The organism is Bacillus sp. FSL M8-0025 (assembly GCF_037975475.1).
GTDB lineage: Bacteria > Bacillota > Bacilli > Bacillales > Bacillaceae > Bacillus > Bacillus subtilis.
Genome location: NZ_CP150258.1, coordinates 2831375 through 2854488 on the forward strand (window position 1 = coordinate 2831375; position 23114 = coordinate 2854488).

Consider the following 23114-nt stretch of genomic DNA (forward strand, 5'->3'; position numbering starts at 1 on the left):
CTGCCGTTTTTTATTTGATGATGATCCGCTTATTCTTCGACATTCCTCTCAGCCATTTGAACAGAATCGGCTTACACCAGCCGCGGGTAAACGGGATAAGAAGACAGGCGCCGGCCAAATCTGATAAAAAGCCCGGAAGCATCAGCAATAGACCGCCAATGAAAATGCACAGACCGTCAGCAATCGCTTCCCCCGGCATTTTGCCATATTGAAGATCACGCTGAACCTTATAATACACTTCGGTTCCTTGTTTTTTTGCAGCTGCTGCGCCGATAATGCCCGTCAGAATCATGAATAGAACTGTCGGTAAAATGCCAATCAGCTTGCCTAAAAATAGGAATATGCCGATTTCTATTGCCGGAAACACAATAAAAAGCAAAAACAAAAATCTCATATCCAAGCCCCCCACACGTGTAACACGTTCTGTTCAACAAAAGGCATGATAAAGAGAAAAGGAAGGGATTCCCCTTCCGTTTTCACCTGTAATTAAAGAACGCTCGCACGGCCTTGATAGACTGCACCTCTGGAAGCGTCAACTGTAATATCCTGGCCATCTGTCAAAATAGATGTCGCATTTTCCAGACCCACGATAACCGGGATGCCAAGGCTTAATCCGACTACCGCCGCATGGCTAGTCAAACCGCCTTCTTCTGTAATAAGAGCAGACGCTTTTTCAAGGGATGTAATCATATCACGGTCAGTGCTTTTGGTAACAAGTACCGCACCGTCAGTCATTTTTTGCTCAGCTTCTTTTGCATTTTGTGCAACGACAACCGGACCGTAAGCTGATTTGCGTCCAATGCCTTGGCCTTTAGCGATGATATCACCGACAGTATGAACCTTCATTAAATTCGTAGTGCCGGACTCACCGACAGTGCCTGCTGTAATAACGATAAGATCGCCGTGTTTTACAATTCCGCTGTTCAATGATTTTTGGACAGCATCCTCAAGCATCTCATCTGTTGAGCTCGCATTTTGGCCGCTTTCCGCGAATACGCCAGATACGAGGGCAAGCTTTCTGGAAATAGAGTCATTTACAGTAACCGCAACAATCGGAGCCTGCGGACGGTATTTTGCAATCATACGTGCTGTATGGCCGCTTTCTGTCGGCGTTACGATCGCAGCAGCATTCAGGTTAATCGCCGTATGCGCGACAGATTGTCCAATTGCGTCTGTAATTGTCATGCCCACTTGATCTCTGCGTTTTGAGAGAATTTCTTTATAATTTAAAGCTTCTTCAGAACGGGACGCGATGTTATGCATTGTTTGAACTGCTTCAACCGGATAGCTTCCGGCAGCAGTTTCACCAGATAGCATGATCGCATCTGTTCCGTCGAAGATCGCGTTTGCAACGTCACTTGCTTCCGCACGAGTCGGACGCGGGTTGCGCTGCATGCTGTCAAGCATTTGTGTCGCTGTAATAACAGGTTTGCCCAGCGCGTTGCATTTTTTGATCAGTTCTTTTTGCACAAGCGGCACTTCTTCAGCTGGAATTTCCACACCTAAGTCTCCGCGTGCAACCATTAAGCCGTCAGACACTTCGAGAATCGCATCGATGTTGTCAACGCCCTCTTGGTTTTCGATTTTAGGGATGATTTGAATATCCTGAGCGTTGTGCTCTTCAAGAAGCTCACGGATTTCGAGCACATCCGTAGAACGTCGAATGAAAGATGGTGCGATGAAGTCTACTCCTTGCTCAATACCGAAAACGATATCTCGCGCATCCTTTTCAGTAATACCCGGAAGATTGACACTTACGCCCGGTACGTTAACACCTTTTTTATTTTTGAGTGTTCCGTTGTTTAATACTTTTGTTTTGATTTCGCGTTTAGCGGCATCTACATCAAGTACCTCAAGACCGATAAGGCCGTCATCTAAAAGAATCGTTGAACCTTGTTCAACGTCATGGACTAAACCTTCATATGTCACTGAAATTTTATCTGTTGTTCCTACAACCTCGTCCATTGAAATAATGAGCTCTTTGCCTGTTTCAAGCTCAATACCGCCATTTTCCATTGTATGTGTGCGGATTTCAGGACCTTTTGTATCAAGCAGAATTCCAACGTTCTTGCCAAGTTTTTTACTTGCTTCGCGGATATTTTTAATTCTTGCACCGTGCTCCTCAAAATCTCCGTGAGAAAAGTTTAATCGAGCCACGTTCATTCCTGACTCCATTAATTTCGTAAGCATTTCAATACTTTCACTTGCCGGACCGATGGTACAAACAATTTTAGTTTTTCTCATTTGGTTCACTTCCTTCTGAAATCTTCAGCCTTCAGCTGTACATTAGATAGACAGTTCTTTTGAAAGCTGATACATGTTTTGCTCAACTGTGTGTTTTGTCTCAAGTATTTCTATAATATCATGGTCTACAAGCTTATTGTTTTGTATACCTACACAGCGTCCGCCTTTTCCTTCAAGCAGCAGTTCAACTGCATATGCGCCGAGACGGCTTGCTAACACACGGTCAGCAGCACTCGGAGAACCTCCGCGCTGGATATGGCCCAATACAGATACCCTAGTTTCAAGATTTGTTTCTTCTTCAATGCGTTTCCCGAATTCAACACCGCTGCCTACACCTTCGGCAACAATAATAATACTGTGCTTCTTGCCGCGTTCGTGGCCGCGTTTTAAGCGGGCAATGATTTCGTGCATGTCATAGTCTGCCTCAGGGATTAAGATCGATTCCGCTCCCCCTGCAAGACCGGCCCACAATGCGATATCGCCGGCATGACGGCCCATTACTTCGATTACATATGTACGTTCATGAGAAGTCGCTGTATCGCGAATCTTATCAATTGCGTCAATTACTGTATTTAAAGCTGTATCGAAACCGATTGTAAAATCAGTGCCCGGAATGTCATTATCAATTGTACCCGGTACACCTACACATGGAAACCCGTGTTCCGTTAATTTTTTCGCACCCATATATGAACCGTCTCCGCCGATAACAACAAGGCCTTCAATACCAAGCTTCTTCAAGTTTTCTATCCCTTTTTCACGGCCTTCAACTGTTTTGAATTCAGGACATCTTGCCGTATAAAGCTTAGTTCCTCCACGATGTATAATATCGCCTACTGATCCGAGTTCAAGCTTTTCAATCTTTCCGCTGATCAATCCCGCGTATCCGTTGTAAATACCGTAAACTTCAACGTCATGATAGATCGCTTTTCTGACTACTGCGCGAACTGCTGCGTTCATTCCCGGGGAATCCCCGCCGCTCGTTAATACCCCTATTCGTTTCATTCTCCATTCACCTCAGCAACATATATGATTAAACATAACATGATCATTGCCCTAAAAACAATGAAAAGGGATCTCCATCCTCCCTATGAAACCTTAACTATTATACAATTAAATAAATTGTTTTTAAATAAAATTTAAGGAATGTCACAAAAAATAAACGTGAGCCAAAGGCTTCACGTTTATTTAGTTTACCCCGATATATTGATCTTCAACCGAGACTTTGCCAATTGCTTTATATTTTTCATAGCGCTGCTGAACTAATTCTTCTTCGCTCAGCTTCAGCAAAGTTTTTAACGATTGTTTAAGAGTTTCGTCCATTATGCTTGCCTGCAGCTTCACATCATGGTGCGCTCCGCCTTTTACTTCTTTAATCATATGATCTATAATACCTAATTCTTTTAAATCCGGCGCAGTGATTTTCATTGTTTCTGCTGCTTTTTTAGCAAGACTGGAGTCCTTCCATAAAAGTGCCGCGGCACCTTCCGGAGAAATAACAGAATAAGTAGAGTTTTCCAGCATATGCAAGTGATTGCCTACACCCAGACCAAGGGCTCCGCCGCTTCCGCCTTCACCGATGACGATGCAGATAACAGGCACTCGAAGGCCGGCCATCTCAAACAGGTTTTTGGCAATAGCTTCACTTTGTCCTCTTTCTTCAGCTGCTCGTCCAGGGTATGCCCCCTTCGTATCAATAAAACAGATAATTGGTCTGTTAAATTTGTCAGCCTGTTTCATCAGACGAAGCGCTTTTCTGTAGCCTTCTGGATGCGGCATCCCAAAATTACGGACTAGGTTTTCCTTCGTGTCTTTGCCGCGCTGATGCCCGATTACCGTTACAGGGAGGCCGTGGAACTTCGCAATCCCGCCGACAATGGCTTCATCGTCCCCGTACGCTCTGTCTCCGTGACATTCAAAAAAGTCGGTAAACAGGTGTTCGATATAATCAAGAGTTGTCGGACGGTCCGCCAGACGCGCGATTTGAACCCGGTCCCATGGCTTCAAATTTTTATAAATATCATCCTGAAGCTTAGCGAGACGGTCTTCGAGCCGTTCGATTTCCGCACTTAGATCCATATCGGAATCTTGGGTGAATTTTTTTAGTTCGGCGATTTTGGTTTGCAGTTCAATCACCGGTTTTTCAAATTCTAATCTTGGAGCCACTCAATGTCACCTCCTGTTTGATGCATATCCAGCAGATTTTCTAACGTTTTTTTCATATCGTCGCGATGAATAACCGCATCAAGCTGTCCATGTTTTAATAAAAATTCAGCCGTTTGGAAGTCCTCAGGCAGTTTTTCTCCTATTGTCTGTTCAATAATCCGTCTTCCGGCAAAACCGATCAGCGCGCCAGGCTCAGCGAAATTGTAATCGCCAAGGGATGCAAAGCTTGCTGATACGCCCCCGGTAGTCGGATGCGTCATTACTGAAATAATAAGACCCTGTTCTTCACTGAACAGTTTTAACGCAGAGCTTGTCTTAGCCATCTGCATCAAACTTAATACGCCTTCCTGCATTCTAGCACCGCCTGAAGCCGTAAAAATAATAAACGGAACTTTATCAGCTTTTGCTTTTTCAATCGCAAGCGTGATTTTTTCACCGACGACTGAACCCATGCTGCCCATTCTGAATGAAGAGTCCATGACGGCGACAACAGCCGGGTGTCCGCCGATGGTGCCCTTGCCTGTCACAACAGCCTCGTTTAAGGATGTTTTCTCGCGATCTTTTTCAAGCTTTTCCAGATATCCCGGGAAACCAAGCGGATTTTCCGAGAGCATTCCCTGATTAAATTCCTCAAAGGATTGTTCATCCATCAAGCTTTCGATACGCTGTTTTGCGTTCATTGGGAAATGATAATCGCAGTTCATGCATACCCGCATATTTTTATCCAACTCTTTAGTGAGCATGATTTTTTTACACTTAGGACATTTTGTCATAATGCCTTCCGGAACATCGTGCTTCGCTTGATCAGACGGTACGGAAGCATACTTTTTCTTTTTCGTGAATATATCCTTTAACAAATGATTACCTCCCTTTTGTGAAGGGTTCTCTTCACCGCATGTCATCAAACAGATAGACTTGCTAATAACTTTACCGAAACTATTGTACTTTTTTTGTCAAACGCTGTCATCCTCAATTCGACAACTTTTTATTCGATGACGTGCTCGGAAAGGCTTGTATGAAATCAGATAAGGTGTTGAAACGACAAGGTTGACAGCGCATTCAAAAATAATGTTAAACCCGGCTGAAATTTTTTTAAGGCTAACCCCCTAAAAAAATTTCAGCCGTCAGTTTAACTTGAGAACAGCGCGCCGGTCTCCGCCAACGCGCTGCCATTTTTGGAATGAATTAAAATTATTCACCAATAATCGTAAGTTTTCTTGTTTTTTCTGCGACTTCCTCAGGGTCAACAGTGATTCTTGCAACACCTGTTTCCATCGCAGCTTTTGCCACAGCCTTCGCAACAGCAGGCGCAACACGTTTATCAAACGGTGCAGGGATGACATAATCTGCGCTAAGCTCATCTTCTGAAACCAGTGAAGCAATGGCTTCAACCGCTGCGATTTTCATTTCCTCGTTAATATGAGTGGCACGCACATCAAGTGCTCCGCGGAAAATACCAGGGAATGCAAGAACATTGTTTACTTGGTTTGGGAAGTCAGAACGGCCAGTTCCGATAACGCTTGCTCCGGCTTCACGCGCATCTTCCGGCATGATTTCCGGATTTGGATTTGCCATTGCAAAGATAATCGGATCTTTTGCCATGCTTTGAACCATTTCTTTTGTTAGCGCGCCTGCTACAGAGACACCGATAAATACGTCAGCATCAACGATGACATCTTTCAGAGAACCGTCTTTGCGGTCTTGGTTCGTGAACTTCGCCACTTCATTTTTGACATCGTTCATGCCGTTCGGGCGCCCTTCATAAATGGCCCCTTTGGAATCGCACATCACAATGTCGCGAACGCCATAATGATGAAGAAGCTTGATAATCGCAATGCCAGCCGCACCCGCGCCGTTTGCGACAACTTTAATGGATGACATGGATTTTCCAGACAGTTTCAGCGCGTTCACAAGACCTGCTACGGTTACAATGGCAGTACCGTGCTGATCATCATGGAAAACCGGGATGTTTGTTTCTTTTTTGAGGCGCTCTTCAATGATAAAGCAGTTTGGCGCTGCAATATCTTCAAGGTTGACGCCGCCAAATGTCGGTTCCAGCAATTTTACAGTTTCAACGATTTTATCAACATCGTTTGTGTTTAAAGCAATCGGGAACGCATCTACGCCCGCAAAGCTTTTGAAAAGAACTGCTTTCCCTTCCATAACAGGAAGCGCCGCTTCAGGGCCGATGTTTCCAAGGCCAAGCACAGCTGTACCGTCAGTTACAACTGCTACCATGTTCCCCTTCATTGTGTAATCATATACTTTGTTAATGTCTTCATGAATATCCTTACACGGTTCTGCAACACCCGGAGAATACGCGAGGCTTAAATCTTTCGCATTTCTGACCTCTACTTTTGATTTAGACTCCAGTTTCCCCTGGTTGACTTTATGCAGGTGTAATGCTTCTTCTCTTAATGACATTCTCCTAAACACTCCTTATGGATATTTTTTGATTCGTATACTGCTGCGTTGATTGCTGCATTCTGCGGAGTAAATCTATCTGAATATTTAAACAAGATCACATAATTGCTCCAATTGTATAACAAAAAGCGAATCGTTACCACTGTTTTAAAACGACGTTTTTTTGACCCAACAGCTCTTTTAAGCGATATAACACCTGGTGATCTGCATTGATATGGAACGACTCAGGTAGCTTAATCGTCTGTTTTTGCCTTTCATAATAGAGATAAACGCCTGTTTCCCCTTTATGCTCCAGCAAAATGCGCTTAATCTTTGCCAGGATCTCCTGGCTGTGCTGACTGCTTTCTATTTTTATATAAACCGATGGCGCTTTTTCTGCATCCATATTTTCTAATAACTCTGCCCGGGACATGATGAATTGGATCTTATCTTGTCTAACTTCACATTTCCCCGCAGTGAACAAAAGAGCGCCTTCTCTTAAAACGGGAGAAAGCTGTCTGAATTGTTCAGGGAAGACTACGGCTTCCATCTCGCCGGTTTCATCACTGAGCGTTAAAAACGCCATGTTTTGACCTGTTTTCGTCCGAATCGTTTTGATCTTCGACAGCAGAACGCCTAGTGAAAGCTGCCTTTTGACTGCCCGCTGAGCCTGCAGAATGGAGACTGCTCCTTGCGCAGTGAGCTGTTTTCGGAAGGCGGAGAGGGGATGATTTGAAAAATAAATGCCAAGCGTTTCCTTTTCAAACGCAAGTAAATCCACCAGAGGAAGCTCCTCCGTCTCCACATACTTCGGCTTAATTGAAAACGATTCATCTAAAAACAATCCCATTTGGTCATCGTCCGCGGCGAATAGCTCAGCATGTTCCAAAGCAACATCAATGGATGCGAGCAGCGTGGCCCGGTTTTGGCCGAATTCGTCCATCGCACCAGAAAAGATAAGTGCTTCAAGCATTTTGCGATTTACGCTTTTTGACGGCACGCGAAAGCAGAAATCGAAAAGATCTTCAAATGGTTTCTCTTTTCTTGCTTTATATATATCTTTGACTGCTGAGACGCCTACACTTTTTATCGCGCGGAGGCTGTATCTGACAGATCCGTTTTCAACTGTAAACGGAAAACTGCTTTTATTCACTGACGGAGGAAGGATACGAATCCCGCTCCCCTTTGCTTCGTAAAGATATTGAGAGATTTTATCCTCATTGCCAATGACGCTTGTCAGCAATCCGCACATAAAATATAACGGATAATGAGCTTTCAAATACGCAAGCTGGCACCCGATCATGCTGTATGCCACCGCATGGCTTCTGTTAAAGCCATAGTTTGCGAATTTGACGATTAAATCGTAGACCTCATTTGCAGTGTCTACAGAATACTCCTTTTTTAAGCACCCTTCAACAAAATGGCTTCGCTCTCTGTCCAGGATTTCTTTTTTCTTTTTGCTGACCGCCCTTCTCAATAGGTCCGCTTCGCCTAAAGAAAACCCCGCCATACGGGAAGCAATCATCATAATTTGTTCCTGATACACAATGACGCCATATGTATCTTCCAAAATGCTCCTTAAATCTTCATGAGGATAGTGAACAGGCGCCCGGCCGTGTTTACGGTCGATAAATAACGGAATATTTTCCATCGGACCCGGCCGGTACAGTGCATTGACCGCCACAATATCTTCTAGGCCCGAAGGTTTCAGCCGTTTCAAGACGCTTCTCATCCCTGCAGATTCAAGCTGGAAAATGCCTGTCGTATCCCCTTTTGACAGCAAGGAGAACGTTTTGTCATCGCTGTAGGAAATACTTGAAAGATCTATTTTAATATTTTCTTCTTTTTCAATCATTGAAGTGATGGATTCAATAAGTGTCAGATTCCTCAAACCTAAGAAATCCATTTTTAAAAGGCCCAAGTCTTCAAGATGGTCCATCGCGTATTGCGTTAAATAGATCCCTTCATGCCCTTCTTGAAGCGGAACAACATCTGTTAACGGTTCTTCACTCAGGACAACGCCCGCTGCGTGGGTTGATGCATGCCTTGGCAGCCCTTCTATTTTCCGGGCAATTGAATAGACTTGCTGAAGCAGGCTTGACTCCCGAAGCCGCTTATCCAGCTGCGGTGACTGCTGTCTCGCTTCATCCAGCGTCATTCCCGGTCTTGAAGGAATGAGTTTTGCAAGCTGATCTGCCTCCTTCGGGCTGACGCCGAATACTCTGCCGACGTCCCGGAGCGCCGCCTTTGCCGCAAGTGTTCCAAAGGTGATAATCTGTGCGACGTGCATCGCACCGTATTTCTGCTGAACATATTGAATGACTTCATCCCTTCTAGTATCGGGAAAGTCAATATCAATATCCGGCATGCTGACGCGTTCGGGATTTAAAAATCTTTCAAACAGAAGGTGATGCTTAATCGGGTCAACATCTGTGATATACAGCACATATGCCACAAGAGAACCCGCCGCAGAACCTCTTCCCGGTCCTGTAACAATCCCTTTTTCATGGGCGTGCTTCATAAAATCCCACACGATCAGAAAGTAATCGCTGAACTTCATCCGCTTGATGACATCAAGCTCATATTGAAGACGGCGAAGGTATCGTTCATCAGGCTTGCCGAAACGGCTGCGGAGTCCCTCCATACAGATATCCGTTAAATAATCATCAGCGGACGTTCCGTCTGGGGTCGGAAAAGACGGTAGACGGGTCTGCCCGAGACTGACGTCAACCCGGCATTGTTCCGCGATCTCTACAGAAGCTTGCAGTGCCTCGGGATGCTCTCGATAAATGTTTTGCATTTCTTCGAGTGGTTTCAAATCGAGATCAGGCAAATCTTCAGCGGGTGCATCCGTCAGTTTTTCCCCCGCTTTAATCGCTTTCAAACAAAGGTAGGCAGCCTTATCTTCCTTCCTTATGTAATGCACATCGCCTGTGGCCGTAACAGGGATACCCGTTTCTTCTGATAGCTTTAGAATCTGCGCAGACAAGACTTGATTCCCTTTAAAAGGCTGATAGGAGAAATAAAAAGCTCCCTTTCCGAATATAGACTGAAATTCCAGCGAGGCTTGAGCAGCCTGTTCGAACAGCCCTCCTTCAAGAAGCGTTTCAATATATCCTTTTTCGCCGGGCGTTATTGCGATAATCCCTTCTCGATAACTGTGAAGCCATTTCGTCTTCAGTCCGCCTTTTGATTTAGATTGCAGAACGCTGCTGATTTTCAGCAGGTTTTGATAGCCTGTATTTGATTTTGCCAGCAGGACGAGCGGGTATGCTTCAAGCTCGCTGTCATCTGTAAAAACAGAAGCCGTCAAACCGATTATTGGGTTGATCCCTCTCGCCTTGCAAGCTTTATAAAATTGAATAGCTCCGTACATGACATGATCATCTGTCAGCGCCAAAGACGCATATCCGAGCCTGTCAGCTTCACTGACGAGCTCTTCCACAGCCGCGGCGCTGTTTAGCAGGCTATACCCGCTATGCACTTGCAGGTGAACAAAAGACATGCTATCACCTCTTTCTCATTACGATTCATTTCTTCCCTCATTATAAGGCCGGTTTCCAAAAGAAACAAATGTTCTTTTTTGACTCATCATCATACTTGTCCTGAAAGCTCAATATGATATAAAAGGTGAGGTGATAAAGATGGATCAGGAAGCAGGATTTATGGTGAATTTTATCAATAGCTACTTCATTGCGTTAGGGGTGCTGATCGGGGGCGCACTCATTGGGGGGCTCGGAGCATACTTGGCAGGCGAACCCCCGCTTACAGCCATTACAAAGCTTGCCAACCGGTTAAAAATATGGGCGCTTGTCGCAGCTATCGGAGGCACCTTTGATGCGGTATACAGCTTTGAACGCGGCATACTCGAAGGCAATACGAGAGATATCTTTAAACAGCTTCTTTTAATTATTTCGGCCATGGGAGGCGCGCAAAGCGGCTGGCTTATTATATCATGGCTGACCCAGGAGCATCTTTCTTCATGAGGGTCCCCCAGCATTACAAAAAACCGGGATGGCAGCGTTTTTTCGCGGGAATGATGTGCGGAGCCGTAATTAGCTGGTTCTTTTTCCTGTTTACCTACGGAACATTCCAAGAGGAGCAGGTCAGCCTCATCGAAAAGCAAAAAGAGCATGTAAAAGACTTGAACAATCAAATTTCGATCTATCAGGAAGATCTCCATAAACTGAATGAAGATAATAAAAGAAAACTGCTGATTCAAAGCGTCAGCGTCAAATTGCTGAATGGGGATAAATATAAAATATCACAGCCGGATAAAACGAAATTCGAGGAGCATGTAAAGGATGATATTTCAGAGGTGATTACAAAAGACATAGAGAGCGTCTATCAAACAAAGGATCTCTTGAAGCGGACAATTGAAAATAAAGTCTATATGATCAATGAAAAAAAATACGAGGCAACCGTCAGAGAATTGATTATTTATACGAGGCTGACAGTGGAACTTGAAATATCTTTCGCCACATAATTATGGATTTTTTTTAAATTCTCCAAACTTCTGTCGCTTTTTCCCATTCTTTTTTATAAACTATATGTGAGGCTTAATGGCGAAAGGAAGGAGGAAGGGAAATGGAGGTTTACAGTGACCGTCAGTTAGCAAAAGATCAAGCAGCCCGTCTCAGACAAGGTTTTTCTGCATATGCCGAAACAAACTCACTCGCTTCCCTCATCAAAAAAGAACTTCAATCACACAATCTCCAAGTCTACGAGGACCTTACTGATTTCGGCTGCTGGTTCATCCCCGTCACAGATGAACACTAAGAGAGAGGGTCTCCCCTCTACTCGTGTTCTTTACATAATGTTTCCAGATCAGCTAAAATCCGATCAGCTTCATCCCAGCTGTAAATAGAGGCGCCTGAAGCTAACGGATGCCCTCCGCCGTTATATTTCCGGGCAAGTCCGTTAATGACAGGCCCCTTCGAACGGAATCTGACTCTGATTTGATCGTCTTCTTCTACGAAAAACACCCAGGCGCGAATACCTGAGATATTGCCAAGCGTCCCGACAAGCTGCGACGCTTCAGAAGCCGTTGTGCCGAATTTTTCAAGCGTATCCTTTTTGATGAAAACAGAAGCAGCCCCGTTTTCGGACAAAGACACATTTTGAAAGATAAAGCCGTTAAGCTTCACCACATTCAGTTTTGTTTCATACAATTGATTAAATAACTCTGAGGAAGAGAATGGATACTGAATGAGCTCGCCTGCATATTTTAATGTTTTTTCCGTGGTATTCGGAAATAAAAAGCGTCCGGTATCTCCAACAATGCCGGCGTAGATCAGCTCTGCCGCTTTCGTATTCAGCTTCCAGCCGTGCTCTTTTCCTTCTAAATACAGCTCGTAAATCATTTCACTTACTGAGCTGGCGCTTGTATCGACCCAGAGAAGGTCACCGTATGGATCTTCGTTCGGATGGTGGTCGATTTTCATTAGTTTGGCGCCTGAAGGATAACGCTGATCGTCGATTCTTTCCTGATTTGCCGTATCGCAGACAATGACAAGTGCGCCTTCATATGTTTCATTGTCCACCTCATCGAGGGAATATAAGAAAGAGAGGGACGGTTCAGGCGTGCCGACCGCAAAAATATTTTTTTCAGGATATGTTTCACGCAAGATTTCCGTAAGCCCGCACTGTGATCCGTAGGCATCCGGATCAGGACGCACATGTCTATGTAAGATAATCGTGTCATATAATGATATGGTTCTGATCAATTCTGTTTTCATTTGATACTCCTTTATTGTTTTTATTCATTAAATCACATTCTCTGCCGACGGAAAAGAAAAATAACGTCAAAACCAAGCCCGTTTTTGTATAAAATGGGTTTGTAAACTTTTACGATGGAGGATTTCATTTATGCTGGTTCTTGTTTTTTTGATTGGGCTTTCAGCCTGCTTTTATGTGTACTATAAAGTAAAAGGCGTACGGGCAAAGCCATCTTTGGCAAAAGAAATATGTTCAGCAAAATCAAGCATGGCCTTAGGGTCACTAGTCCTGTTCTACGGGCTTAACCAAATGATATTATTCCATTCAGTATTAACGTTAGTAATCGGCGGTATCTTTATCGTCATAGGAGCAGGAAGCGCTTGGGCAGGTTATAAAGCCTTCAGGCATTACAATCCCCTTCACGCCAAAGAAGCTGAAAGAGATCACGCGTAAGGGGCGCCTGAACGTCCCTTAGCTTCTTTCCATCAGCTGAACCATCAGCATCGCTTTAGACACGATATGACCTTGGCTGTGCACTTCCACTTCCATTTTCCCAAACTTTCTGCCAGCCTCCAAGATGCGAGGTTTGACTTCGATGACTGATTCCATCTGCACAGGCTTCAAAAAGAAGATGGTGATGCTCTCTATGACGAGTTCGCCGCGTTTTTTCGAGCGCAAAAATCGGTTTGCCGCTTGCGTCAAAATGGTCGTAAATACGCCATAAGAAATGGTTCCAAGCTGATTTGTCATTTGCGGCGTGACTTCATACTCGTAAACCGTTTGATCTTCTTTATCATCACCCTCATCTTTAAACCCCCTTGAAACGATATCATCAAGCTTCTCCCCGACCTGCGGCTGCTTTTGAATCATTTGAAGAGCTTTTAATACGTCTTGGCGGCTGATCATGCCGATGAGTTTTTGGTGGCCGTCAGTGACGGGAAGCACTTCGATCCCTTCCCATACCATCATTTGCGCAGCTGAAGCGACAGATGTTTTCCCAATAACCGTGACGGGATTTTTGGTCATGACTTTTTCTATAGATGCATTTCGGTCATGGCCAGCAATATCTTTTGATGTCAGAATGCCATGGATTTTCATTTGATCGTCGACAACCGGAAAGCGGCCGTGCCCCGTTTCAAAATTTTTCTCATACCATTTTTCAAGTTTATCCTTAGGCGAAAGATATACCGTGCGGTCAGCAGGTGTTAGGATGTCCTCCACCAAAACAATTTCTTTTTTGATCAGCTGGTCATAAATTGCCCGGTTAATCATCGCGGCAACTGTAAAGGTGTCATAGCTCGTGGATAAAATCGGCAGTTCAAGCTCATCTGCCAGCTGCACAATGCTGTCATCCGTGTTAAAGCCTCCGGTCACCAATACGGCCGCGCCCGCTTCAAGCGCCTGCCTGTGTGCATTGATTCTGTTTCCGACAATCAAAAGATTCCCCGCTGCGGTGTAACGCATCATCGCGTCAAGCTCCATCGCGCCGATGACGAATTTATTCAATGTCTTATGGAGCCCTGCCCTGCCTCCGAGCACTTGTCCGTCTATAACATTTACAACCTCTGCATAGGTAAGCTTTTCAATGTTCTCTTTTTTCTTTTGTTCAATTCTGATTGTGCCCACACGTTCAATCGTGCTGACAAACCCTTTATTCTCTGCTTCCTTGATCGCTCTGTACGCGGTCCCTTCGCTTACTTTCATTTCCTTTGCAATTCTTCGGACAGAAATTTTTTCACCGACAGGCAGTGAATCGATATACGTTAAAATTTGTTCATGCTTCGTTGCCAAGCCTTTCACCTCTAAGGACAGTCTTCTTGTTTTTATTATAAGGTTTCAAAGGATTTATACGCAATGAGGCTGGAAAATAAAAAAGAAGCCCGACCGGCTTCTTACAGCGTTGATTTCGTTCCAGTCAAGCGCAAGGACCCCGTGGCTCCTTTTACATCGTAAAGCGGAAAAACCTTTATTTTTCTTTTAAATGGACATCAACCGCTGTCTTAACAATATTTCGATTCCCTATTTTAGATAAAACAAATAAAACTGCGAATAGCCATATCGCCCCTATGACCGTATAGATCAATGGATAAACAGCTGTGTTTGCGATCCATTCATTTATTAATGTTCTGGCATTTACCAGAATAATAAACCCTCCTACAAGCACACCCATCAATTGCGGATGAAACTTCTGCACCAGCCATGCTGCGATAGGGGCAGCGATAATTCCGCCGGCCATTAGTGAAAACACCCATAACCAATTGACGTCCTCCCATCCTAATGAAATAAGAAAACCGGCAGTTGCAGATACCGCGATGGCAAATTCACTTGTGTCTACAGTCCCGACAACTTTCCTCGGGCTCAAGCCTTTGCGGGATAATAAAATCGGCGTGGTCACCGGTCCCCAGCCGCCTCCACCTGTGGCATCTGCAAAACCAGCGATCACGCCCAATGGGATGGATTGTTTTCGGTTTAACGGCACATGCTTCTTCTCAAGAGCCGGCTTATATTGAAATAAAAACCTGATCAATACATATCCGCCCAGAAGGAGCAAAAACAAAGAAATATAGGGTTTCGCCACATCTCCAGGTAATTGGCTAAGGAATGCCGCGCCTAAAAAAGCGCCTATAGAGCCGGGAATGACAAGCTGATAAACGGTTTGTTTGTCAACATTGCCAAATTTAATATGCGACACTCCCGATGCGGCAGTCGTTACGACTTCCGCTAAATGGACAGAAGCCGAAGCCACAGCAGGTGTGATGCCAAACGCCAATAACAAAGAAGTTGAGGTAACCCCATAAGCCATACCTAACGAACCGTCTATTAACTGCGACAATAAACCAATAAATGCAAAAACGATTAATTTCTTCATCAGAACACCCCATCTATATCAATCAGATATTTTTGACTCTTCATTCAAATCTAACAATCTCTTGGCGCTTTCATATAAAAAATAAGAGGCTTTGATAATGGCAGTTTCATCAATTGTAAATGCAGGGTGGTGCCAATCATGATCACCGTCTGTTCCAAAAAACGCAAAGGATCCCGGAATATGCTCAAGATAATAAGCAAAATCTTCCCCCGCGGTTGATGGGTCGGGATCAATGACTTGAAGTTTCGCTTTATGCGCAGCGTCTCGCACCAGCCCCGTTATTGCCTCATCATTACAAAGCGGCGGCGGTCCGGAATGCCACTTCACATTTGCCTTTAACGAGAAAGCGGCAGAAATCTGTTCTGTGACTGCCAAAAAACGCTGTTTCACTTGATTACGAACCTCTGAATCAAATGTACGAACAGTGCCCTCAATGACAACTGTATCCGGAATGACATTCCAAGTGCTGCCGCCGTTGATTTTCCCTACGGTTAAAATCGCGCTTTGCAGCGGGTTTACATTTCTGCTTACAATCGTTTGCAGGGCGACGATAAGCTGAGAGGCGCCGACAATTGGATCAAAACCATTATGCGGCAATGCTGCATGAGCTCCTTTCCCTTCTATCTCTACTTTAAATCGGTCAACAGCAGCCATAAGCGGGCCTGTTTTTAACCCTACAGTCCCAACCGCGATATCCGGTTTATTGTGAAGTCCAATAACCGCATCAATGCCATCCAGTTGGCCGTCCTCTATCACTTTTGCAGCGCCTGCACCCGCTTCCTCTGCCGGCTGAAATAATAAACGAACCTTTCCTTTCAGACTGTCTTGATTTTCCTTCAATAAAAAGGCCGCACCAAGAAGCGCTGCCGTATGAAAATCATGACCGCACGCATGCATGATCCCTTTATGTTTAGACGCATAAGGCAATCCTGTTTTTTCTTCAATTGGCAAGGCGTCAATATCAGCCCTCAAAGCAATCGCCGGACCTTCTGACTCCCCTGCTATGTCTGCGAACACACCCGTTTTTAGAGCAGTAGGGCGAATCTGTATCCCCTTTTCTTTAAGGCATTTTTTTATAAAAGCAGTTGTTTCAAATTCTTCTTTTGACAGTTCAGGATATTGGTGCAGGTGCCGGCGAATGCCGATGAGCTGCTTTTCTAGCGTTGAGAGATTTACGGGATTATACTCCCCTTTCAACTTCAGGATGTCATTTCCTGTAGTCTGATATGGATAGGAGCCTTCTATATTTCTCCAATAATCCAAAGACATATGTTCCGCTCCTTTCCCTATCCCAATATATTTTCTTCAGACTCTTCAACATAAGATGAAATAAATCGGTTCAATTTATCAGCAAGACCACCCGCCCCAAATCTTATATACTTGCTGGAAACTTTCGGATTATCCTCTTTCAAAAAGCTTAAAAAAGATAAAATATAAATGCGCCTGTAAGCTACTTGTGTAATTCCGTACTCAAAAAACCAGTTATCAATGACATTGTATACGCCTCGGTTGACGCCATATAGGTTGTTACATTTCTTGTAAAAGCAGAGATCCGGAAGATTTAACTCCTGATGGGAAAGAAGGCTTTCTTTTTTGTTTGGTGCCATAATCCCAATCAGCTCAAAGCGTTTTGCAACGCACGAAATATCCTTTTTAATTTGCTTTGTTAAAGACTCCAAAGAATCAAACCTTCTTTCTTCTCTAATTTTAAAGAGAATGCTGCATTCGATTTTTTCTCCATAAATGTCTCTATGAAAGTCAAACAAAAAAATCTCCAATGTCTTTTCAAGGTTAGAGCCCACCGTCGGTTTCACACCGATATTCATAACCCCTAAATGAAATTGATGATTGACTGTCGCCAGAACCCCATAAACTCCATTACGCAGCCCATGTATTTTTGCATCTACATTTGCCGTGGGGAATCCAAGCTTTCTGCCTAATTGTTTTCCTTTCACAACCGTACCGGCAATGATCGTCAAAAAAGTCAGCCTCCTCTCTCAGCTTCCGCATTCGATCAGACGAAACCTAATGATGTGATGAATGTAAAACGGATTGATGCTGCGGAATGCCAAGACCGAGATTTTCCCGCAATGTCCCGCCGCGATAATCTTGACGATAAAGCCCTCTTTCTTGAAGAATCGGAATCACCTTTTCTACAAAAGCATCAAGTGTTCCCGGTATATCCGACCCAACGATAAACCCATCCGCCGCCTCAGCGTTGAACCAAGTTTCAATTAAGGATGCGACACGCTCTGGTGTTCCGATGAATAGAGTCCGTGGAAAAGCCATTTCCTGTGCTACCTCCCGCAATGTCAGATTTCTGGCTTTTGCTTCTCTCTTAATCCGGTCTGTTGTGCTTTGAAACGCATTCTTTCCCACATCGCCAATATCGGGAAATGGCTCATCCAACGGGTAAACACTCAGATCATAATCATCAAAAAAACGGGCCAAATAAGTAACAGCATTTTCAATCGGTATCAATTCTGCAAATTCACGATACTTCTTTTCCGCCTCTTCTTCCGTATCTGCCACAATCGGGCTGATCCCTGGAAAAATCCGCACACTTGAAGGATCACGCCCTTCATCAGCAGCTCGGCTTTTCACATCCGCATAAAACGCTTTTGTCTCTTCTAATGAATTGGAATGGGTAAAAATCGCATCCGCATTTTTAGCAGCAAACTGCCGGCCTGTTTCTGATGAACCCGCTTGAAACACTACAGGCTCTCCCTGCTTAGAGCGCCCGATATTCAAGGGCCCCTCTACTTGAAAATACTTTCCTTTATGATTCAGGCGATGAAGCTTCGCCTGATCGAAAAACTGCCCTGTTTTCTTATTGTGTATAAATGCGTCATGCTCCCAGGAATTCCACAGCCCGCGCACAACATCCAAATGCTCTTGTGCGATCTCGTAACGTTCAGTGTGTTCTGGCAAATTAGACTTACTATGGTTGCGCGCCGCTCCTTCCTGCGGCGAAGTAACCAGATTCCAGCCGGCCCTGCCCCCGCTGATATGGTCCAGCGACATCAATTGTCTGGAGATAGTGAATGGCTCAGTAAAAGATGTAGAGAACGTCCCTACTAAACCAATATTTTTGGTAACCGATGCCAGCGCAGATAAAATGGTGATCGGTTCAAAACGGTTTAAAAAATGAGGAATCGATTTTTCAGAAATAAATAAGCCGTCTGCAATGAAAATAAAACTAAACAAACCTTTTTCAGCTGTTTGCGCCTTTTTCATGTAAAATTCAATATTCGTGCTGGCCGAGGGATCAACATCGGGATGACGCCAGCCGTCAGTTGTTCCCCCGACACCGTGAATCATGGCTCCAAACTGAATAAAATCTGCACGTGTCATCTTTTTGCCTCCTTTATCTGTGCATGATTCGCAAGTGCAAGATCAAGGTGTTCAATGCCGATTTCAGTTATCCCTTGATACTGATTGCCGCGCCCGATTTCGACCACAGGCACATGGCGCACCCCATATTTCACCTGTAAAATATCCCGAAGCTTTTCTTTCTCTGAAACATCGATATTTTGGAACGGGAACCCTTTTTCATTCAAATAATTCTTGACTTCCTCACAATACGAACAGCCTTTTTTACTCCAAACCACAATGTTCACAACATCACTCATTCTTCTGTCCCTCCTTAACGTTTTGCAGCTAAAACTGCATCGCTCAGCAGCTGATAAGACAGCTGTTTTTCTACAGCATTTTTGATAGGTGTAAAAATAACAAAATCATTGATTTTGTATGTGCCTGATAAACGTGTTAATTCTTCTGCCACTTCTTCCTTTGTTCCGGCAATAATCCCGGTTTTTTGCACGATGATGTCATAGGGCTCTGTGACGTTTTCCAGATAGGCCTCAGCCTGTTCGCGGGAACCGACGTTGACCTTACGCCCGTCTTTCAAAACCACTTTTATCGATTCACGCGACACAATATGTTTTTCCGCTTCTTCTTTTGTATGTGCCGCAAAAACAGCGGGGGCAAGATGAAATTCAGCCTCAGATCCTGGCGGGAGATGCGCGTCAAATGCTCGGCGGGCTTCCTTCAGCACTTCCTCTTCACCGTTAATAAAGTAAGCAAAGACAAAAGAGATTCCCAGTTTTGCAGCAGAAATGGCACTCTCTGTGCTTCCTCCCAATAGAAAAATACCCGGCTTCCGATCAACCTGCGGCCTAGGACGCAATGCGGCATAGCGGTGGGTATCAGGAAAATCATCCCGAACGAAATGAGTAAGCTCCTCCAGTTTTTCATCAAACTGACGCACCGGTTTTTTATATTCGGCCTGCAGCGCGTCTGTGGACAGCTGAAACCCGCCGGGCGCTTTGCCCACTCCAAGATCTATACGGCCGGGAGCTAACGCTGATAGAAGATGGAATTGCTCCGCTACTTTATAAGAGCTGTAATGCTGCAGCATCACTCCGCCTGATGCTAAACGAATTTTTCTTGTGCTTGCAGCAAGATAGCCTAAAAGAACCTCGGGTGCAGACCCTGCAATCTCATCATTGTTGTGATGTTCGGCCACCCAAAATCGGTGATATCCACATTCTTCAGCCATTTGTGCCAATTTCACTGTATGCTGTAATGTATCAGCTGCTGTCTCCCCTTCACCAATCAAGCTTTGGTCTAAAATACTTAAGCGGATCATATCACCGGCTCCTTTATGTGTTCTTTTGGTTCAAATAAATATTCCGGCGAAACACGGCGGAGAAACTGCCTCGTTCTGTCTTTTTTGGTATGGCGGAAGACTTCCTCCGGGGTTCCTTGTTCAACAATGACTCCTTCATCCATAAAAACAACTTGATCAGAGACCCTTCTTGCAAACTCCATTTCATGTGTAACAACAATCATGGTGGCTCCGGTTTTCACGATTTCCAGCATTACCTCAAGCACTTCACCGACCAGCTCCGGGTCAAGCGCTGCCGTCGGCTCATCGAACAGCAGCACATCAGGATGAATGGCAAGCGCCCTTGCTATCCCTACCCTCTGCTTTTGTCCTCCCGATAACTGACTCGGATAAGCGTTCAATTTATCTTGAAGCCCGACCTTTCTCAGTTCATTTTCCGCTACGGCATACGCGTCTTGTTTTCTCATTTTCCGGGCAATCGTCAAGCCCTCCATGACATTTTCAATCACCGTTTTGTGAGCAAACAGGTGGTATTGCTGAAATACCATTGCCGTCTGTTTTCTGAGCCAGTGAACCTCTTTTTTGGACGGAAAGCGGCAATTAATCACTTTGTCATGTATAGAAATGATCCCTTCGTCTGGACGTTCTAATAAATTCAGGCACCGTAAAAAGGTGGTTTTCCCTGATCCGCTCGGCCCGATAATCGTCACAACTTCTCCCTTGCGTACCGTGAGATTTATCCCTTTTAATACATGGTGGATGCCAAACTGTTTATGGATATTTTTAATCTCAATCATAAAGTGCCTCCTTGAAATCTGGCTGCCTTTCTCTCTAATACTCCATTTGCGGATTCTAGGATTAGAGTCAGCACCCAATAGATAATCGCTGCTCCGATAAACGCTTCTAAAAATGCATAATTATCAGAAGCAACGATAGTCGCCGTCCCTGTAATCTCTGGGACAGCCACTATAGCCGCGATAGAGGTGGTATGCAAAAAGCCGATACCCAAATTTGTGAAGTTTGGGATGGAAACCATCAGCGCCTGCGGCAATATTACACGCCGAAAGGTTTGGCTGTATGTCAAGCCGATTGAATAAGCCGCTTCGACCTGTCCGGTATCCATCGCCAGAATGCCCGACCGGATGATTTCTGTGAGATAAGCTCCGGCAGTTAAAGACAAGGCCATGATGACAAACATGGAGACCGGTATCTCATTAGCGGACCAGCCGAGATGAAAAAAACTGCTGACTTGATCTGCAACAGGCGGTATCCCTAAATAAATCAACATAATGTGAAGAATTGCAGGTGTACTTCGAAAGAAAGACACATAAAACCTTGAGCAAGCCACCAAGCCCTTAATTCTAAAAATTCTAACAATTATATTTCCAAGAGCCACGAGAAATCCAAACACAATCGGCAAAACAGCCATCATCAATGTCAGAGGAATGGTCTTTACCATTTCTTTCATGGCGGAAACGATAAATGGAAAGTCAAATTGCAATCTTCTCCCCCCTCATCCGAAGAAATATATCAATGTATGTTCATGTCAAAAACAGTAACAATCCTTGTTTGATTCTTCTTGATTCGTTTTTCTGCCACTCGAAAGAACCATTCGAATAAAACCGCTACAGCATAATAAACAATCGATAGCGCAATGTAAACTTCAAGAGAATGGTTGCTTGAGGTAATCAGTGTTTGGCCCCTTCCGGACATATCCATAACACCTATTGAAAAGGCTAGAGACGTATCTTTTAAAGAACTGATCACCATGTTTCCCATATTCGGAAACGCCTGGACAAGTGCCTGGGGCAGAACGATTCGCCTGAAGGCCTGACTACCGCTTAAGCCAATACTGTACGCCGCTTCCGTTTGGCCTTTATCTACACTGCCCACCCCCGCTCGAATGATTTCTGCGGCTGCCGCTGCATTGCTTAACGCGTAGGTTGCGACAGCAGCATAAAACGGGTCCATTTTTGATGTATCAATCCCGATAAGCCCCGTAAGCGCCGGGATCCCGTAAAACACGATGAAAAGCTGCACCATGATAGGCGTTCCCCTGAAAAACGAGATATACACTTTTGCCAATTGATTTACAATTGGAATATTGTAGATGCGGGGCAGTGCCAGAAAGAGTCCTAATACAAAACCGAAAAGCAAGGACAGTGTTAAAATGTATAATGTAACCGGTAAATAAGCGGTTAACGTCGGCACAAAATCTCCAATCATGTTCATATCAAACGCTTTTTCCATCACTGCTCCCTCTCTTTTTACCTAATACTGCTCTTTGGAATAGTCGTCACCAAGCCATATCAAACTGAGCCTTTTCAACGTTCCGTCATCAATGATTTCCTGTAAGGCTTTATCAATATCGTCACTTAACGTTTGTTCATTTTTGTTAAACATAAAATACACTTTGGCATTCGAAAGCACATCACCGACGGTTTTTTCTTTAATAGCGCTCGTCTTGTTTTGAAAGTCTACTGCAAAAGGCGTTGAGATCGTTGCGTCCGCACGCCCCGATTTCAGCTGATTCGCAGTCTCATTTGCGCCTTGGCCCTCATAGGCAATCTCAAACGGCCGTCCATTATCCTCATTCCATTTTTTCAGTACAAGCGCTCCGTTGGAGGTTGCACTCGTAATCACCCGTTTTCCTTTTAAGTCTTCAATTCCACGGATCGTATCGTTATTTTGAAGCACAGTAATTTTTAAAGGAAAATGGTTGTAAGCAACCTTGTTAAACAGAAATTTTTTCTCACGCTCTTTGCTTTTCTCCATTTGATGTGCCACGATATCGACTTTATGCTGTCCGAGGCTGACAAGCAGGTTGGAAAATTCCATCGTTTTAAATGTGAATTTATAATGTGGCAGGCGCTTATCAAGCTCTTTGATCAGTTCGACATCATAACCGGTTAAATCGCCTTTTTCATCGATAAAGCAAATATTCGGAAATTGGGTTCCAGTTCCGACCGTGATCGTCTGTACCTTCTTTTGCCCGGCTCCCGTCGTTTGACTGCCTGCACCGCAAGCTGACAGAACTGTTATAAGCGAAAATAATATTGCCATGAATGCTGTTTTCGTTTTCATCTC

At 44.4% G+C, this 23114-nt stretch carries 23 protein-coding genes; 4 read left to right on the forward strand and 19 right to left on the reverse strand.

The genetic code is table 11. The features are described 5' to 3' along the window. Window positions 1-10: 10 nt before the first annotated feature. The 7 genes from MKX38_RS14700 to dnaE all read right to left on the reverse strand — a co-directional run bounded on the left by MKX38_RS14700 (window position 11) and on the right by dnaE (window position 10315). Complete coding sequence (locus tag MKX38_RS14700; protein ID WP_015251477.1) at window positions 11-394, reverse strand: FxsA family protein; 384 nt, start codon at window positions 392-394, stop codon at window positions 11-13. A 92-nt stretch (window positions 395-486) separates the two neighbouring features. Then, complete coding sequence (gene pyk, locus MKX38_RS14705) at window positions 487-2244, reverse strand: pyruvate kinase (protein ID WP_024573339.1); 1758 nt, start codon at window positions 2242-2244, stop codon at window positions 487-489. Between the two features lie 42 nt (window positions 2245-2286). Continuing rightward, window positions 2287-3246, reverse strand: a complete 960-nt coding sequence (gene pfkA, locus MKX38_RS14710; protein WP_003237788.1) for a 6-phosphofructokinase — start codon at window positions 3244-3246, stop codon at window positions 2287-2289. A 183-nt stretch (window positions 3247-3429) separates the two neighbouring features. Beyond that, window positions 3430-4407, reverse strand: coding sequence for an acetyl-CoA carboxylase carboxyl transferase subunit alpha (accA, locus tag MKX38_RS14715; RefSeq protein WP_339187577.1), 978 nt, complete (start codon window positions 4405-4407; stop codon window positions 3430-3432). Further along, window positions 4392-5264, reverse strand: a complete 873-nt coding sequence (accD, locus tag MKX38_RS14720) for an acetyl-CoA carboxylase, carboxyltransferase subunit beta (RefSeq protein WP_003223544.1) — start codon at window positions 5262-5264, stop codon at window positions 4392-4394. The genes accA and accD overlap by 16 nt, the downstream gene beginning before the upstream one ends. Window positions 5265-5598: 334 nt before the next feature. Further along, the gene (gene maeB, locus MKX38_RS14725; RefSeq protein ID WP_014664951.1) at window positions 5599-6831 is read right to left on the reverse strand and encodes an NADP-dependent malic enzyme; all 1233 of its coding nucleotides are present in this window, start codon (window positions 6829-6831) and stop codon (window positions 5599-5601) included. 136 nt (window positions 6832-6967) lie between these two features. Further along, on the reverse strand, window positions 6968-10315 hold the full coding sequence (gene dnaE / locus MKX38_RS14730) for a DNA polymerase III subunit alpha (RefSeq protein ID WP_101172343.1): 3348 nt from the start codon (window positions 10313-10315) through the stop codon (window positions 6968-6970). Window positions 10316-10454: 139 nt separating this feature from the next. Here dnaE and ytrH point away from each other — a divergent pair, with 139 nt between their 5' ends. The 3 genes from ytrH to MKX38_RS14745 all read left to right on the forward strand — a co-directional run bounded on the left by ytrH (window position 10455) and on the right by MKX38_RS14745 (window position 11589). Continuing rightward, window positions 10455-10796 (forward strand): sporulation membrane protein YtrH, encoded by a 342-nt coding sequence (gene ytrH, locus MKX38_RS14735; RefSeq protein ID WP_003229410.1) that lies wholly within the window; start codon window positions 10455-10457, stop codon window positions 10794-10796. After that, a complete protein-coding gene (ytrI, locus tag MKX38_RS14740) occupies window positions 10793-11296 on the forward strand; it encodes a sporulation membrane protein YtrI (protein ID WP_003229408.1) in 504 nt (167 codons plus the stop codon). Before ytrH ends, ytrI begins: the two co-directional genes overlap by 4 nt. Before the next feature lie 101 nt (window positions 11297-11397). Continuing rightward, window positions 11398-11589, forward strand: a complete 192-nt coding sequence (locus tag MKX38_RS14745) for a hypothetical protein (RefSeq protein ID WP_003229407.1) — start codon at window positions 11398-11400, stop codon at window positions 11587-11589. A gap of 17 nt (window positions 11590-11606) precedes the next feature. On the opposite strand, the gene nrnA is transcribed toward MKX38_RS14745, so the two are convergent. Beyond that, a complete protein-coding gene (gene nrnA, locus MKX38_RS14750; RefSeq protein WP_004398971.1) occupies window positions 11607-12548 on the reverse strand; it encodes a bifunctional oligoribonuclease/PAP phosphatase NrnA in 942 nt (313 codons plus the stop codon). Window positions 12549-12678: 130 nt separating this feature from the next. Here nrnA and MKX38_RS14755 point away from each other — a divergent pair, with 130 nt between their 5' ends. Beyond that, on the forward strand, window positions 12679-12981 hold the full coding sequence (locus MKX38_RS14755) for a YtpI family protein (RefSeq protein ID WP_003229401.1): 303 nt from the start codon (window positions 12679-12681) through the stop codon (window positions 12979-12981). Window positions 12982-12999: 18 nt separating this feature from the next. Here MKX38_RS14755 and MKX38_RS14760 read toward each other — a convergent pair whose 3' ends face one another. The 11 genes from MKX38_RS14760 to tcyK all read right to left on the reverse strand — a co-directional run bounded on the left by MKX38_RS14760 (window position 13000) and on the right by tcyK (window position 23111). Next, window positions 13000-14319, reverse strand: coding sequence for a CBS domain-containing protein (locus MKX38_RS14760; RefSeq protein WP_004398641.1), 1320 nt, complete (start codon window positions 14317-14319; stop codon window positions 13000-13002). Between the two features lie 175 nt (window positions 14320-14494). Then, on the reverse strand, window positions 14495-15397 hold the full coding sequence (locus MKX38_RS14765; protein WP_033884130.1) for a sulfite exporter TauE/SafE family protein: 903 nt from the start codon (window positions 15395-15397) through the stop codon (window positions 14495-14497). An 18-nt stretch (window positions 15398-15415) separates the two neighbouring features. Further along, window positions 15416-16666, reverse strand: a complete 1251-nt coding sequence (gene sndA, locus MKX38_RS14770; RefSeq protein ID WP_033884132.1) for an S-alkyl-N-acetyl-metabolite deacetylase SndA — start codon at window positions 16664-16666, stop codon at window positions 15416-15418. 17 nt (window positions 16667-16683) lie between these two features. Continuing rightward, window positions 16684-17376, reverse strand: a complete 693-nt coding sequence (gene ribR / locus MKX38_RS14775; RefSeq protein WP_003229393.1) for an RNA-binding riboflavin kinase RibR — start codon at window positions 17374-17376, stop codon at window positions 16684-16686. Window positions 17377-17422: 46 nt separating this feature from the next. Further along, window positions 17423-18751: an LLM class flavin-dependent oxidoreductase gene (locus MKX38_RS14780; RefSeq protein WP_004398733.1), complete on the reverse strand. Its 1329-nt coding sequence runs from the start codon at window positions 18749-18751 to the stop codon at window positions 17423-17425. Next, complete coding sequence (locus MKX38_RS14785; protein WP_004399148.1) at window positions 18748-19029, reverse strand: glutaredoxin family protein; 282 nt, start codon at window positions 19027-19029, stop codon at window positions 18748-18750. Before MKX38_RS14785 ends, MKX38_RS14780 begins: the two co-directional genes overlap by 4 nt. Before the next feature lie 14 nt (window positions 19030-19043). Beyond that, on the reverse strand, window positions 19044-20048 hold the full coding sequence (locus MKX38_RS14790) for an LLM class flavin-dependent oxidoreductase (RefSeq protein WP_004398798.1): 1005 nt from the start codon (window positions 20046-20048) through the stop codon (window positions 19044-19046). After that, window positions 20045-20824, reverse strand: coding sequence for a sulfur-containing amino-acid ABC transporter ATP-binding protein TcyN (gene tcyN / locus MKX38_RS14795; protein WP_004398701.1), 780 nt, complete (start codon window positions 20822-20824; stop codon window positions 20045-20047). The genes MKX38_RS14790 and tcyN overlap by 4 nt, the downstream gene beginning before the upstream one ends. Further along, window positions 20821-21528 carry a sulfur-containing amino acid ABC transporter permease TcyM gene (gene tcyM / locus MKX38_RS14800; RefSeq protein WP_017695743.1) on the reverse strand — a complete coding sequence of 236 codons (708 nt, stop codon included), beginning with the start codon at window positions 21526-21528 and terminating at the stop codon, window positions 20821-20823. Before tcyM ends, tcyN begins: the two co-directional genes overlap by 4 nt. Window positions 21529-21557: 29 nt before the next feature. Further along, window positions 21558-22277, reverse strand: coding sequence for a sulfur-containing amino acid ABC transporter permease TcyL (tcyL, locus tag MKX38_RS14805; RefSeq protein ID WP_004399112.1), 720 nt, complete (start codon window positions 22275-22277; stop codon window positions 21558-21560). A gap of 21 nt (window positions 22278-22298) precedes the next feature. Continuing rightward, a complete protein-coding gene (tcyK, locus tag MKX38_RS14810; protein WP_069322814.1) occupies window positions 22299-23111 on the reverse strand; it encodes a sulfur-containing amino acid ABC transporter substrate-binding protein TcyK in 813 nt (270 codons plus the stop codon). Window positions 23112-23114 lie beyond the last annotated feature (3 nt).